The sequence below is a fragment of the Mucilaginibacter phyllosphaerae genome (assembly GCF_004378255.1).
In the GTDB taxonomy this organism is placed as follows: domain Bacteria; phylum Bacteroidota; class Bacteroidia; order Sphingobacteriales; family Sphingobacteriaceae; genus Mucilaginibacter; species Mucilaginibacter phyllosphaerae.
Map to the genome: position 1 here is coordinate 444,251 of NZ_SNQG01000005.1, position 12,969 is coordinate 457,219.

Genomic DNA, 12,969 nt, shown 5'->3' on the forward strand with positions numbered 1-12,969 from the left:
GTTATTTTTTATTGTTTTTAGCGGGCTTGCCCTCTGTACATTTTACCTGTGCATCTATCACCGCAATGGTTACCATGTTTACAATCTCGCGCACGGAACTACCCAACTGCAGCACGTGCACCGGTTTTTTCATGCCCAGCAAAATAGGGCCTACGGCTTCTGCGCCGCCAATTTCCTGCAACAGCTTGTAAGCGATGTTACCTGATGCCAGGCCAGGGAAAATAAGCGTGTTAGCCGGTTTGCCGTTCAATAACGAAAACGGAAAATTATCGGCAAGCAGATCTGAGTTTAAAGCAAAGTTAGCCTGCAGTTCGCCGTCTACAACGATGTTTGGATATTTCTCGTGCAGGATGCGTACGGTTTCCCTGGTTTTTTCAGGGATCTCACCTTCGTTAGACCCAAAGTTTGAGTAGGACAGTACCGCGATGCGCGGCTTTATGTTAAATTGCGCAACCGAGCGTTCCATCAGTACGGTAATGTCTACCAGTTCCTGCGCGGTTGGGTTTATGTTAACCGTGGTATCACCAAAAAATACGGGCCCTTTTTCGGTAATCATCAGGTACATACCTGCAACGCGGTTCACACCGGCTTCGGTACCTATAATTTGCAGGGCTGGCTTTATGGTAGTGGCGTAATCCTTTGTCAGGCCGGATATTAAAGCATCTGCCTCGCCAAAATGTACCATACAAGCGCCGTAATAGTTGCGGTCAACCATCAGCTTTTTGGCTTCTGCCAGGGTAACCCCCTTACGCTGGCGCTTTTTAAATAAAAACTCAGCAAATTCAAGCGAGCGCTCGGTACCTGCCCTCGGATCTATGATCTGTACATCGTCCAGGTCAAGCTCATTTTCTTTTATGATCTGTTTTATCTTTTCTGCATTACCCAAAAGTATCGGGATGGCAATGCCATCGTCTTTTACGATCTGGGCGGCACGCAGGATCTTGTAGGTATCTGCTTCGGCAAACACAACGCGCTTAGGGTTCTGCTTGGCCTTGTTGGTAACATCGCGCAAAATTTTGTTGTTATTACCCAATCGCGAAAGCAATTCTTCGTGATAGGCCTCCCAATCGGTAATGGCTTTGCGCGCCACGCCCGATTCAATAGCCGCCCTGGCAACAGCCGAAGAAACTTCGGTTATCAGGCGCTGATCCATTGGTTTTGGGATGATGTAGTCGCGGCCAAACTTTAAGTTCGTAATGCCGTAAGCCAGGTTAACCGCTTCCGGTACAGGCTTTTTAGCCATTTCGGCTATGGCCTTTACCGCCGCTATCTTCATTTCTTCGTTAATAGCGGTTGCCCTAACATCCAGCGCCCCACGGAAAATGTACGGGAAACCCAATACGTTGTTTACCTGGTTTGGAAAGTCTGACCGGCCGGTAGCCATGATGATGTCTTTACGGGCAGCCGTGGCCAGATCGTAATTGATCTCCGGCTCGGGGTTGGCCATGGCAAACACGATCGGATTTTTGGCCATACCCACCAGCATGGCCGGGGTAACCACATTCCCTGCCGATAGGCCAACAAATACGTCGGCACCTTTCATGGCGTCGCTTAAAGAGGTGATATCGGTACGGTTTGTGGCGAATTGGAGGCGCATTTCGTCCAGATCTGTACGGTCTGGCGTAAGCAAACCGTTGATATCAAACATCACCAGGTTTTCTTTTTTAACCCCCAGCGATAAATACATTTTGGTACACGAAACTGCTGCCGCGCCGGCGCCGTTCACTACCATTTTAATTTTATCCAGCTTTTTACCCTGTATCTCGCAGGCATTCATTAATGCTGCGCCGGATATAATGGCCGTACCATGCTGATCATCGTGCATTACGGGGATCTTCATTTCGGCTTTAAGCCTGCGTTCTATCTCAAAGCAGGTTGGGGCAGATATATCTTCGAGGTTTACCCCGCCAAAGGTTGGCTCAAGCGCCTTTACTATGTTTACAAATTCATCAACCGTTTTGGCATTGATCTCCAGATCGAACACATCAATATCCGCATAGATCTTAAACAGCAGGCCTTTACCTTCCATTACCGGCTTGCTTGCCTCGGGGCCAATATTACCCAGGCCAAGCACGGCAGTACCGTTGCTTATTACAGCTACCAGGTTACCTTTAGCCGTGTATTTATATACATCCTCTACATTATCGGCAATACGCAGGCAGGGCTCGGCAACACCCGGCGAATAGGCCAGGGTTAAATCGCGCTGAGAATTGGTAGGTTTGGTTGGTACTACCTGTATTTTACCTGGGCGGCCTTTTGCATGGTAATTTAAGGCGTCCTGTTTACGATTGGGTTTATTCATGGTTCTCAAAAATTCAAGCGCCCAAAATTACAATTACTTTTTCTGAACTATCTAATAAAAAAAGCCCGGCTTCGAAATACATCAAAACCGGGCTTTGTAAAAGCGGTTTATCCTTTGCCTATGTTAACCGGCAAACCCGGCAGCAGCGGCAGGGTTACGTTTGCCCCCAAAGATTTATTCCATTGCAGCAGATCGCCTATTTTAACATTGTATTTAGCGGCTATGGCAGCCAGGGTATCTCCTTTTTTGGTAACATGTACCAACATACTGCCGCCGGCTGCTGATGCAGACGGGACTTCTGCAGGTGTAGCAATAGCCACGTATTGAATAGGCTTCGGCATCCGGATGGGCGCATTCAAGTCGGTTATCGCATCACGCAGTATAGAACGGCGCTCGTCGCTTACCTGCGGGATAATAATTTTACGCGGAACGGCTGGTGTACCGTTAACCAGTTGCTGCCTGTATGACGGGTTTAAAACGCAGAGGTCCTTCAGTGTCATCCCCAGCGCCTGCGATACCCGGCTAAGTGATACAAATTTATTTACCATAACGGTATCGGTAACAATAGCCAGATCGCTGGTTTGCGGTACGATGTAATGATATTTATGATACTTCATTACATAGTTAACGGCAATAAAAGCAGGCACGTAACCACGGGTTTCGACAGGCAGCAGCTCGCGGATAGACCAGTAATCGTGTGTGCCGGTTTGCTCCAGCGCATGCAGTACATTGCTTTTACCACAATTATATGATGCAATGGCCAGCAGCCAGTCGCCAAATTGCAGGTAGGCATCTTTAAGGTATGCAGCTGCGGCGTTACTTGCCTGGATAGGATCGCGGCGCTCGTCAACATAATCGGTCATGCCCAGCCCGTAGATCTTTGCCGTTTCTGACATGAATTGCCAGGGCCCCGCCGCCCCCACCCTGGAAATGGCATTGGGGTTAAGCGCCGACTCTACTATCGACAGATATTTGATCTCGTCTGGAATACCGGCCTCATGAAAAGCCTTTTCGTATATAGGGAAGTAATATTTTGATAAGCCTATTATGCGGCCCATTTCATCTCGGCGGCGTGCATAATTATCTATATAAGCCTGCACATAACCGTTATAATCAAGCGGCACTTCATTCTGGATAGAATCAAGCCTGCGTTTAAAAATATTGTTTTTGTAGATAGATACCGGGACTTGTATAGCCGGTAACAGTACATTGGTATCCTGCTGCAATAATACCGGTGCCAATGCCATTTCAGCTTTAATATCTGCTTTAACTATTTGTAAGGATAATGCACAAATAAAAAAAGTAAACAGTTTCTTCATGATCAAAATTTACCGTTCAGAAAAAAATTTCGCTGCACTATTACTAATATAGTAATAATTATAGCTGCATAAAATATTCAGAAAAATTAAGCAGCGCCTGTTCGTCGAAACTTTTGGTTAATAATTGTAACCCTAACGGCAATCCCTTGCTATTATTGCCTGCCGGGAGCGATATGGCAGGCATGCCACATAACGATGCCTGAACGGTAAAAATATCGTATAAATAGGTTACTACCGGGTCTTTTTCTTTCACCCCCAGCGCAAAAGCAGGCTCGGGCGCAGTAGGGGTTAAAATAAAATCAAACTCCTTTAAAATCTCGTTGGTTTTGTCCTGTATCAGGCGGCGTACTTTTTGGGCCTTGGCGTAATAGGCATCATAATAACCTGCACTTAACACAAAAGTGCCCAGCATAATGCGGCGTTTAACCTCTTTACCAAATCCTTCAGACCGGCTTAATTTATAAGTCGATTCCAAGTCGGTTGCATTAGGGCTGCGGTAGCCGTAATGTACGCCATCATACCGGGCCAGGTTTGACGAAGACTCGGCCATGGCCAAAATATAATAGGTAGGTACCAGGTAATCCAGGTGCTCAAAAGATATGGGCTTAACGGTATGCCCGTCGGCGCGCAGTTTCTCTATATAAGTGGTAAGCGTAGCTTTTACATCGGCATCTACCCCAGGGCTTGACAGGGCCTCCTGCAGGTAAGCGATCTTCTTTTTGCCGGTATCCTTTTTCAGATCAGCAGCAGAGGTAACGGGCCTTTGCGACAAAGTGCCGTCGTACTCATCCGCCCCGGATAATATTTCTAACAACAGCGCAGCATCAGCAACAGATCTTGTTAAGGAGCCAACCTGATCAAAAGAGGAGGCATAACTGATGATACCATAGCGCGATATGCGCCCATACGTAGGCTTTAGGCCCACTACGCCGCAAAATGCAGCCGGTTGCCTAACCGAGCCGCCGGTATCTGTACCGATAGCTGCATGGCACATGCCCGCCTGCACAGCTACCGCCGATCCGCCGGATGAGCCCCCTGATACGCGAGTATTATCGGCATCGTTTTTTACAGGGCCAAAAAAAGAATTTTCGTTAGCGGCGCCCATGGCAAACTCATCGCAATTAGCACGGCCAATAATAATGGCATCCTCTGCCAACAGCCGCTCTACCACGGTAGAGGAATAGATAGAAGTAAAATCCGCTAAAATTTTTGATGATGCAGATACCTTATGGCCCTTGTAGCAAATATTATCTTTTATGGCGATAACCATACCGGCCAGTTTGCCGGCGGTACCTTTACTTATACGTGCATCAATTTCTTTTGCAGAAGCTTTGGCCTCATCTTCAAAAACTTCGTTAAAAACATTAAGATGTGCTTTTGCCTTTATTTGCTGAAGATAACCCTTTACAAGGCCTTCAGCCGTGATCTCTCCGCTTGATAAGCCGCTTTTAATTTCGGCGTAAGAGGAATAGTTTTTAGCCATGGGCCTAAAATAAAAAAACTTATCTGTTGAAGCATAAATATTTCAACAGATAAGTTTATCAAAATTATCAGCTACGTTTAACTGCAGCAATTACATCAAAATTAAACCTTTGGTTTTTCTTCGGTAGTTGTTGTGTTTGTAGTATTAGCAGTGTTGGTTTCGCCGTTTTGTGCGTCTTTAAATTCTTTAACGCCCCGGCCTAAACCTTTCATCAGTTCGGGAATTTTTTTACCACCGAACATAATTAATATTGCAACGATGATCAATATGATCTCTGGTGCGCCTAATCCACCCATGATTTTTAAGTTTTATGTAATGTTAAATATTTTTGTTGTTATTTATACTCTTCTTCTATTGTTTTTTTAACCGGCTCATCTTCCTTTTTTGCCAGATCGATGGTAGTTTTTGCACTGTTTGTTGCCGGGTGTTTTAACTCCGCATCATGCTCATACGTTGCATCCTCGGCAGCGGCCAGTTCATTATCGGTTACGTGGGCATGCTCTTCTGCATCAGTTACGGTAGTGTAGCCCTGGTATGCCGGGATGGTACCCGCTACCGGCTCGTAAGTATGTTCAGATCCGGTAGCCGGCTCGGCTTCTTTTCCTGCTTCTTCTGCAATTTCTGCCGCCTTTTCGGTTTTCTTTTCTTCGTAATTGTTTATCTGGTTGTTAATTTCGCGTTTAACATCTTCAGATGCATCCTTAAAATCACGGATACCCTTACCCAGTCCGCGTGCTATTTCGGGTAATTTTTTGCCGCCAAAAAGCATAAGTGCCGCAAATACAATCAGCACCATTTCGCCGCTGCCTATATTTAAAAATAATAGAACTGAACTTAACATCGTATTAAATTAAGATTACAAATATATACAATTAGTATAGGATAAGGTTTAAAATCAATTCGGCGCCAGCCACAATCTCGGGTCAACAAAGTTAGTACCTTTTGATAGTGTAAAGATGGTAGTGGCATCACCCGTTGACGGATCTAACGCTACCGTACCAATTGTTTGCTTGGTACTTACTTTTTGCCCTTTAGCTACATTTACCGTTCTTAAATTTTGATAGGCCGTAAAATACTCGCCATGTTTTATTACCACAAGGTAAGTGCCGCTTATATCCATTATTGTTTTTACTTCACCCTCAAACACCGCCCTTACGGCTGCACCTGTGTTGGTACGGATCTCGTACCCGGTATTATCATTCCGGATGCCATCTGCATCGGTATAAGTACCAAAACCATGTACCAGCTGCCCAGTAGCTACCGGCCATGGTAAACGGCCCTTGTTACCTAAAAAGTCGTTACTTAACCTGGCAGCTTCCGGCGTAGAGTTTAAGATCTCGCTGTTGGTTGATGCCTTTGTTATCGGCTTTTTAGTGGGGGCTGCCACCTCGCGGTTTTCGGCTTTGGCTTTTGCCGCTGCTATCCGCGCTGCCTCCCTTGCTTCGGCTTCGGCCTTGCGCTTCGCTTCTTCTACCTCACGCCTGATGGCGTTTAAGGTTTCCTGCCTGTTACGTGCCAGCCTTTTCTGCACGTCGCGTTGCTGCTGCTTCAGTTCTCCCTGGTGTTTAGACAGGTCGGTAATAACTTTTACCTGCGTATTTTTGGCCTTGCCTAATTCTTCTTTTTCTTTCTCCTGGTTTTGCAGCAGGTTATTCTTTTCCTTTTTATCCTTATCAAGCTCCACTATTTTTACATGCAGATCTTTCTGTGTGCCCTGTATGTAACCGGCCTGCCGCTCGCGGTAGGTGCCAAACTGCTGTAAATACTTTAAACGCCTGTAGGCCTGGTTAAAGTCTTTTGATGCAAAAATAAACATCAGCTTATTGTAGGCACTTTGATTACGATAAGCAAACAATACCATGCCCGCATATTCTTTTTTGAGCTGATCTAACTGGCTTTGTAAACTACGTACGGTATTATTGCTCTCAGAGATTTGGTTATCTAAGTTTCTTACTTCGGAATTGATATTGGTTATCTTTTCTTCGCGCAGGTTTATTTGCGCCTTAAGTATGTTAAGCTGTTTTAATGATACTTTTTTATTGCTGGCCGTTTCCTGATATTCGCGGTTTAGCTGCTCCAGTTCGTCTGTCAGTTTATCGCGCCTGCGTTTAAGCTCGGCACTGCTTTGTGCAAAAACACCCGAAGCAGCAAATACAAAAACAAAAAATAATGCGGCTCTAAAAAATTTCATTCATCAAAAATATAATTTAATTAGCAGCTTCGTAACTTTTTGGGATACTAAAAGGATATTCGAGCGGCTTATCAAACTCGGCCTGGGTATAACGCAGGTTTAACTTTATTTTTTTATCGCCCGCGGCAGATGAAATATCTATCTGCGAAGGGATAACCCTGTTATCTGCCTGTATAAAAATATTATTGGCCACCTGTAATGATTTGCCGCCAAACTGGTTAGCCAAATTGGTTTGTGTAACCTTCATATCCGGCCCTAACAATAGTTTATAAACCAGATCCTGCAGCTTGCCTGATAAGATGATGTTATTACCCTGTGTCGTAAAATCGCCGTTATTATTGTTCACCACCTCGGGGATAGCGTTACCCAGCAACAGTGCCTGCAGGGTTTTAAAGGTTACCTGCCTGCTTGCATAGGTATATACATAGCTAAACGGCTTTTTAAGGTACACGTTTTGCAAACGGTTCACCACAATGATGCTATCGGGCGTTATTTGTGCACGGGCAACCTCAATACCAATAATAGCGGTGATAGAGACCCAGATCTTCTGATCGCGCGCCATGCGGATGTTCAGCGTAACATCATTACTGTTCCCGTTAATATCCAGCTTGGTTTTGGCTTTGCCGGTAAAGGTATTAAAGGTTACCTGTTTTGCGCGGATGGCCTCCAGCCGGGCGCGCATGGTATTTTCTTTAAGGGCTGCCGAATCTACACCGGGTGTAGTTGGGCGGTTTACAACAACCAGCTTTTTAGATTTGCATGCCACAAGGGCCACAAGGCAAAAAGCAATGGCTATTTTATTCCAGGTATTTCTTTTCATTTATCTTACGTTCTAAAACCGGAGACTGCCCTCCCTGTGCTTTTGCCTTTAACCAATTTTGCACGGCAGCATCTGTATTTCCCAAAAAAAACAGGATATCGCCATAATGTTCTGTCTTTACGGGACTTTTTCCTTTATCATGTAAGAGCGATCTTTCTATCCAAAGTTTAGCCCCGGCATAGTTTTTTTGTTTAAACAAGATCCAGGCGTAGGTATCTTCAAACGATGCTGTGTTTGGCTGCAGGCTGTTACTTTGTTTAGACATTTGTGCCGCCTTATCTAACTGCTCATTCCTTAACGACAAATAGTAGGCATAATTGTTCAGCGTAAAAGCGTTACCGGGGTTTATTTCTATGGCCTTATCATAGGCTATATCAGAGCTTTTATGATCGCCCAGCGAGTGGTAACAATCCCCCAGGGCCGAATAGCCTTGCGATAGCAAATCCTTATCCTGGGTTTCTAAAGAAATAGCATTTTTAATGTAGCCGATGGCCTTGTTATAATCGCGCTTTTGCTGCCAGGCCACGCCAACCATATAATTCATCCATGCCTGGTTAGGGAAAAACGACAGGGACGTTTCACCGTCTTTTATGGCCGCTTCAAGGTCATTTTCTCCCAAATCTATCCGCACCAGCTGCTCCTGAACGCTGTACGCCTGCCCATCTAAACTAATGGCTTTTTTGTAGGCGGCTTTTGCCTCGGGCACTTTTTCGCTTTGCAGCAGCATATCGCCGTACATGGCGAAGGCCTTGCTTTCGGCAGGGTGCGCTATGGTTAAGATCCGGCTCAATTCCAATGCACTTGCCCTTGCGTTAGGTTCAGGAAACTTGGGCACATAACCTAAAATTATTTTTATTTTTTGTTCGATATCCAATTCGGGGTTGGCAAAGGCTATTTCTAACTCATCGTAGCTGGCTTCGGGGTTATTCTTTTCGCGATAGATATCGGCCAGGGCAAGGTGTATAATGCCACTTTTAGGATCTATCACTCTGGCTTTTTGCAGCACAGCCAGGGCTTTATCGTTTAAACCGTTTGAGTTGTAGATCTCGGCCTGCATCAGGTAATACTTCATCTGGCCGGGGTTAGCCGCTATCAGATCATCCAGGGTTGCTGCTGCCTTTTTAACATCGCCCTGCCGCAGATATATTTTTTGGCGGTTCAGCGTCAGGTCTTCACTTACTCCTGCCAGCTCTTCTACCTTATCATACATTTTTAAAGCCTCATCGTATCTTTTCTGGATAGACAGGGCGTTGGCTTTATCGTAATAATAATCGGGCTTGTCGGGGTTTAGGCGTATCAGTTCGTTAAAAACGTTTTGCAGCTTATCTATATCGTTTGTTTTTTCGTAACTGCCGGCAAGGGCTACCCAGTACCATTCGTTATTGGGGTTTATGGTTACAGCCCGTTCCAGCAGGTTTTGTACAACAGGGGTGTTATTTTGCCCTTTTTCCAGATTGGCCAACTCAAACATACTGGCATCATTTGTTGGGTCTATCTGCAGTACACGGTTAAATAATTCGGCGGCAAGTTTTTTATTCTCAACCGTTTTCTCTCTCAGGGCCGAAAAAAAGAGCTGTTTTACCATACCGCTATCGGCAGCCGTGAGGGGTTTTGCGGCAATTGCAGCAGCGTTTACCCTGCCTGGCTTTGTTTGTGCCAAACCGGTTAAAGTTGCCCCTGTAAATAATATGATTGCCGGTACTATCTTCATTGCTGGTGCAATACGTGTTTACGATTTGCTAAATATAGCTTTAAGTTCTTTCCGTTCGGCGTATAATGCCCCTATGCCAAATAAAATTAATAACCCGTTACCAATAAATATATTGCGATGGAATATGTTGAATGATAAATAAACGAGCAGTGCCGATAAAATAATATAGGCCAGGTTCTTTTTTATATCATACGGAATTGGGTAATTTTTTTGCCCCCAGATGTAGGAGAGGATCATCATACTGGCGTAGGCCGCAAGCGATATCCATGCAGATGCTATATAACCATAACCGGGAATAAAAACAATGTTAAGTACAATAGTAAGAAATGCACCTGCACCAGAAATGTAAAGGCCATATTTAGTTTGATCTGTAAGTTTATACCAAACAGATAAATTCATGTAAATGCCCAAACTTACATAGCCGAATAATAAAACCGGGACAACCTGTATGCCAGACCAGTACAAGTTGGTTTGTACAGCGTCTTTCCCTTTAATAAAGTACTTTAATAATTCGATGTTTGCTACCAGTGCCACAAATATCAAACAAACGGCTATTATAAAATAGGTCATGATGCGCGCATAGGTTTGCGTGGCGTTCTTATTTTTGGCATGGCTAAAAAAGAAAGGCTCGGCACCCAGCCTAAAGGCATTTACAAAAATACTCAGGAAGATAGATATCTTAGCACAAGCAGTATAAATACCCACCTGGGTGGCGCTTACATCCTCGGGCAAGAGTTTTCCAAGCAATATTTTATCAAGATTTTCATTAACAAGGTAAGAGATATTGGCTATCAGCACGGGCCAGCTATACAGCAACATCTCGGCAAATAGGGCGCGGTTAAACTTAGGTTTTAACTGCAAGAGTTCGGGCAAAAGCATTATAAATGTTGCCACGCTGGCAATAAGGTTTGACAGAAAAACATAACCCAGCCAACCTTTACGGAACCAGGGTGTAATTAGCCCTGTGCCCGGCAGATGATGATTTATTATAAAAGGAACGGCATATATAAAAAAGAGATTCAGCCCAACAAATATCAGCACATTTGCCAGCTTTATAAGCCCATAGCGCCCGGGCCTGCCATCGGCACGTACTTTGGCAAACGGAATAACGCATAGCGCATCAAAAACTAAAATGCCTATAAAGTATTTGGTGTATAAAATATACTGATCTGCAGGGGTAGTATTATCTACCCTTATCCAGTTAGTTATACTCCCGGCAAAAGGATAAGTAAGCAGTAAAAACAACAATGCAATACTAAGAATTGCACCAAACGAGTTATTGTAAACAGCCTGCTTATTATCGGGATGCTTATTAAGGTATCTGAAATAGGTTGTTTCCATACCAAATGCCAGCAAGGCATTAAGCATAGAAGCATAGCTAAACATGTTACCAAAAATACCGTAGGTTTTTGTTGCGTAAGTGCGGGTGTAAATAGGGGTCAGGAAAAACCCAAGTACCCTACCGGCTATAGTGGTTATACCATACAATGCGGTTTGCCCGGCAAATTTTTTAGCTGTTGACAATTAGGAAAGAATAAGCGTTTATAAACTCTTTTTAACTATCTCAAAATTACGATAGTTTTTTAATTCGCCCTCATGCGTTTCAACGCCGGTAACCACGGCATGTTCGGCGCCTTCGTGGCACCACTCCAAAAACAGGTCCATCATCAGGTCGTCGGCTTCGGCGGCAATAAACACATCGCCGTTAGGTTCGTTTTTCACAAAGCCACGCACACCCAACTGGTTAGCAACGGCTTTTGCCCCCGCCCTAAAAGATACGCCCTGCACTTTGCCTTTAACAACTATATCCAGATGTTTCATTCTATTTGGTGTTGCTTAGTTTTGTTTTGCGGACTTTAAGTAGCGCCGCAGCTTGCATTTGTTAGATGCAAATTAACTTAATCCAATGCAATCAACCTAATTCAAAAGGCTAAACTAATTTTTTTACTTGGGTATCAGGGGTAAGTTTAAAGCCATCCAGGCCGGTAAGCAGGTTAAGGCCGGGGGTTTTGCCTTTTTCTATTGTGCCTTTTTCATCATCAATACCTAAAAACCTGGCGCCGTTTATAGTACCCCATTGCAGCAACGTATCTGTAGTTAAACTGGGGAAGTGCTGCTGCAACGTTTTCATCTCGCTTAATATGCACAGTTTTGAGTTAGATGCCAGGCTATCGGTACCTAAGGTGATGTTTAAACCCTGGTTTACAAAAAGTTCTATTTTAGGCAGGCGCTTTTCAATGTAAAGGTTGGCATTAGGGCAAAAGCACCAGTTTATCTTACGGTCAAACCGTTTTATAAAATAAATATCTTTTAAATTGGTACAGGTATTATGCACCAATAATACTTTTTGCCTGTTAGTTAAAAGCGGAATGATAGACTGCAAAGAGTTGCGTGCTTGCGGGCGGAAATAGCCAATATCAACCCCAAGGTGGGCATAAAGGTCAATAAATCCGCCTAATTTATAGCGATAAAATTTATTTTCGTCTTCACACTCCTGGTTATGTATGCTTAATAAATTACTACCGGCATCGCTATGCTGCTTTATCAGTTTAAAAAGTTCTTTAGAAACAGAATAAGGCGCATGTGCGGTTAAAGAGGTTGAAAGAGATTTAAATTCTTCGGCAGTTACTAATGCCTTTTCAAAAAGTTCAGCGGCATTATCAGGCAAAAAACCTAATATCTCTATAAATGTATGGTAATAAAGTTTACTTTTTTGTTTAAGCTGCGCTGTAAGGCTGTTATTAGCAATATCTCCAACTGCCACAATACCATTATCATACATTTGCTTATCGGCGGCCTCGGCCGCTGCAATCACATCAGCAGTATCTGCCGCCCTGAATGATAAGATATCTTTTATAAAGCTGATGAGGCCACCGCCTGCCGCTATCTTATCTTTCATGTGCGAAAGTTCGGTATGGCAGTGTGTGTTTATAAAGCCGGGCACAATTACACCGCTAACTTGTTCTATCGGATGATCGGGCGCAACAGAGGCTTCATCGTCGGTAACCGAGATGATCTTCCCATGATCATCCACAGTAATAATTCCATTCTTTATCGGATCGGCACAAACAGGTAAAACGTAATCGGCTCTAAAACTTTTCATTAAATATAACTTAGCATCAGCAATGTTTTTTTAAACCCAA

General features: G+C 44.1%; 11 protein-coding genes. All 11 read right to left on the reverse strand.

The window, feature by feature from the left end; genetic code table 11:
* Position 1 precedes the first annotated feature (1 nt).
* The 11 genes from E2R65_RS15485 to E2R65_RS15535 all read right to left on the reverse strand — a co-directional run bounded on the left by E2R65_RS15485 (position 2) and on the right by E2R65_RS15535 (position 12,929).
* The gene (locus tag E2R65_RS15485) at positions 2 to 2,302 is read right to left on the reverse strand and encodes an NADP-dependent malic enzyme (RefSeq protein ID WP_134337384.1); all 2,301 of its coding nucleotides are present in this window, start codon (positions 2,300 to 2,302) and stop codon (positions 2 to 4) included.
* Positions 2,303 to 2,409: 107 nt separating this feature from the next.
* On the reverse strand, positions 2,410 to 3,621 hold the full coding sequence (locus tag E2R65_RS15490) for a lytic transglycosylase domain-containing protein (RefSeq protein WP_134337385.1): 1,212 nt from the start codon (positions 3,619 to 3,621) through the stop codon (positions 2,410 to 2,412).
* Positions 3,622 to 3,679: 58 nt separating this feature from the next.
* Positions 3,680 to 5,104, reverse strand: a complete 1,425-nt coding sequence (gene gatA, locus E2R65_RS15495; RefSeq protein WP_134337386.1) for an Asp-tRNA(Asn)/Glu-tRNA(Gln) amidotransferase subunit GatA — start codon at positions 5,102 to 5,104, stop codon at positions 3,680 to 3,682.
* Between the two features lie 101 nt (positions 5,105 to 5,205).
* Positions 5,206 to 5,400 (reverse strand): Sec-independent protein translocase subunit TatA/TatB, encoded by a 195-nt coding sequence (locus E2R65_RS15500; protein ID WP_134337387.1) that lies wholly within the window; start codon positions 5,398 to 5,400, stop codon positions 5,206 to 5,208.
* 38 nt (positions 5,401 to 5,438) lie between these two features.
* Entirely contained in the window at positions 5,439 to 5,945 is a 507-nt protein-coding gene (locus E2R65_RS15505) for a Sec-independent protein translocase subunit TatA/TatB (protein WP_134337388.1), read from the reverse strand.
* A 54-nt stretch (positions 5,946 to 5,999) separates the two neighbouring features.
* On the reverse strand, positions 6,000 to 7,295 hold the full coding sequence (locus E2R65_RS15510) for a murein hydrolase activator EnvC family protein (protein WP_134337389.1): 1,296 nt from the start codon (positions 7,293 to 7,295) through the stop codon (positions 6,000 to 6,002).
* A 16-nt stretch (positions 7,296 to 7,311) separates the two neighbouring features.
* Complete coding sequence (locus E2R65_RS15515) at positions 7,312 to 8,115, reverse strand: DUF4292 domain-containing protein (protein WP_134337390.1); 804 nt, start codon at positions 8,113 to 8,115, stop codon at positions 7,312 to 7,314.
* Positions 8,093 to 9,826, reverse strand: a complete 1,734-nt coding sequence (locus tag E2R65_RS15520) for a tetratricopeptide repeat protein (RefSeq protein WP_134337391.1) — start codon at positions 9,824 to 9,826, stop codon at positions 8,093 to 8,095. The genes E2R65_RS15515 and E2R65_RS15520 overlap by 23 nt, the downstream gene beginning before the upstream one ends.
* A gap of 18 nt (positions 9,827 to 9,844) precedes the next feature.
* On the reverse strand, positions 9,845 to 11,350 hold the full coding sequence (locus E2R65_RS15525; protein WP_183500375.1) for an oligosaccharide flippase family protein: 1,506 nt from the start codon (positions 11,348 to 11,350) through the stop codon (positions 9,845 to 9,847).
* Positions 11,351 to 11,368: 18 nt separating this feature from the next.
* Entirely contained in the window at positions 11,369 to 11,647 is a 279-nt protein-coding gene (locus tag E2R65_RS15530) for an acylphosphatase (RefSeq protein WP_134337392.1), read from the reverse strand.
* A gap of 109 nt (positions 11,648 to 11,756) precedes the next feature.
* Positions 11,757 to 12,929 carry an amidohydrolase family protein gene (locus E2R65_RS15535; protein WP_134337393.1) on the reverse strand — a complete coding sequence of 391 codons (1,173 nt, stop codon included), beginning with the start codon at positions 12,927 to 12,929 and terminating at the stop codon, positions 11,757 to 11,759.
* Between the last annotated feature and the right edge of the window lie 40 nt (positions 12,930 to 12,969).

Excerpts from the sequence above, each read along its gene's own strand:
- E2R65_RS15520 (WP_134337391.1), bottom strand. The coding sequence starts at position 9,826 with ATGAAGATAGTACCGGCAATCATATTATTTACAGGGGCAACTTTAACC.
- E2R65_RS15505 (WP_134337388.1), bottom strand. The coding sequence starts at position 5,945 with ATGTTAAGTTCAGTTCTATTATTTTTAAATATAGGCAGCGGCGAAATG.
- E2R65_RS15485 (WP_134337384.1), bottom strand. The coding sequence starts at position 2,302 with ATGAATAAACCCAATCGTAAACAGGACGCCTTAAATTACCATGCAAAA.
- E2R65_RS15530 (WP_134337392.1), bottom strand. The coding sequence starts at position 11,647 with ATGAAACATCTGGATATAGTTGTTAAAGGCAAAGTGCAGGGCGTATCT.
- E2R65_RS15500 (WP_134337387.1), bottom strand. The coding sequence starts at position 5,400 with ATGGGTGGATTAGGCGCACCAGAGATCATATTGATCATCGTTGCAATA.
- E2R65_RS15510 (WP_134337389.1), bottom strand. The coding sequence starts at position 7,295 with ATGAAATTTTTTAGAGCCGCATTATTTTTTGTTTTTGTATTTGCTGCT.
- E2R65_RS15515 (WP_134337390.1), bottom strand. The coding sequence starts at position 8,115 with ATGAAAAGAAATACCTGGAATAAAATAGCCATTGCTTTTTGCCTTGTG.
- E2R65_RS15535 (WP_134337393.1), bottom strand. The coding sequence starts at position 12,929 with ATGAAAAGTTTTAGAGCCGATTACGTTTTACCTGTTTGTGCCGATCCG.
- E2R65_RS15490 (WP_134337385.1), bottom strand. The coding sequence starts at position 3,621 with ATGAAGAAACTGTTTACTTTTTTTATTTGTGCATTATCCTTACAAATA.
- gatA (WP_134337386.1), bottom strand. The coding sequence starts at position 5,104 with ATGGCTAAAAACTATTCCTCTTACGCCGAAATTAAAAGCGGCTTATCA.